1 protein-coding gene is annotated in these 1,364 nt (G+C 49.7%); it reads left to right on the plus strand.

From position 1 onward, the window contains the following. Window positions 1-126 precede the first annotated feature (126 nt). On the plus strand, window positions 127-1,077 hold the full coding sequence (locus PUQ60_RS11270) for a DUF1177 domain-containing protein (protein WP_117484586.1): 951 nt from the start codon (window positions 127-129) through the stop codon (window positions 1,075-1,077). Window positions 1,078-1,364: the final 287 nt, after the last annotated feature.

A 1,364-nucleotide genomic window follows, 5' to 3' on the forward strand; every position in this document is an offset into this window, starting at 1 on the left:
AAAAATCCTATCGGCACAGCCGATTTGGAATGGATTTTTGCGCGTAACTGTGAGGGTACTGAACAGTTACAATATCCCCCAAAATAACAAGCGGTCTTATAAGAGACCGGGAAAAGGAGATGGCCTATGTTGTACAAAGAATTGATCGAATTATTTGACATGTTAGACAGCGCATCAGCGTCCGGCAGCGAGGTGGTGGAGTATTTTAGATCCATCGATCCCATGTGTCAGGTGGAAACGTATCCGCTTGAAGGACCAAAAGGCCATACAGATATGGTGAGAATCCTGATTCCGGGAAAAAACGGAAAATCAAAGGGCGGCAACGCTGGAACGATCGGCATTCTCGGACGCCTCGGCGGTCTGGGGGCAAGACCGGAACAGATCGGATTTGTCTCCGACGGTGACGGTGCATTGACAGCGTTAGCGGTTGCCGCAAAGCTTCTCAGAATGCAGGCAAAGGGTGATTTCCTTGAGGGCGACGTATTCGTATCTACGCATGTCTGCCCGGACGCTCCGACAGCTCCCCATGAACCGGTGCCGTTTATGAACTCCCCGGTGGAGACCTGGCAGGTGAATAAGGAGGAAGTGACGGACGATCTGGACGCAGTTCTGGTTGTGGATACCACAAAGGGAAACAGGATCATCAACCACCGTGGATTCGCAATCTCACCGACGGTATGTCAGGGATATATTTTGAGAGTCAGCGAGGATCTTCTCGATGTGATGCAGATGACAACAGGAAAACTTCCTTATGTATTTGCTCTGACACAGCAGGATATCACGCCTTATGGAAATGGAATCTTCCATTTAAACAGCATCCTGCAGCCTGCGACGGCGACAAAAGCCCCGGTGGTAGGCGTTGCGATCACGACGGAGACGACCGTTGCCGGATGTGCAACGGGAGCTACCCATATGGAAGATCTGGATGAGGCAGCCCGGTTTATGATCGAGTCGGCGAAGGCATTCGGAAGAGGAAAACTGAGTTTTCTGGACAAGGAGGAGTTTGCACGGATCAAGGAGCTTTACGGCAACATGGAACACTTCCAGACGCTTGGAAAGAAGAGTGAAGAGGCGTAAGCTTCGGGAAAAGATCCGGGTCTCAGCCGGATTCCGGCAGCAGATGTAATTTTTTAAGAAATTTGACAGAAATTTATCATAAATCCCGGCGGAAAAAATTTGACAGGTTCTGCCGGGATTGTTACAATTACGGGTAGAGCAAAAATTGTAACAATATGCGATAACCGTCTATGGGACGGGGTGATGGAGAACATACATGTCAGACAGAGAAATGATAGAAGAAACTAAGAAAGACGTTCCGGATCAGATGGAGCCGGTGATCCCGGAGATCCCGGCGGAGAAATCCG

This window comes from Clostridium sp. AF02-29 (assembly GCF_934835585.1).
GTDB classification, from domain to species: Bacteria; Bacillota; Clostridia; order Lachnospirales; family Lachnospiraceae; genus Otoolea; species Otoolea fessa.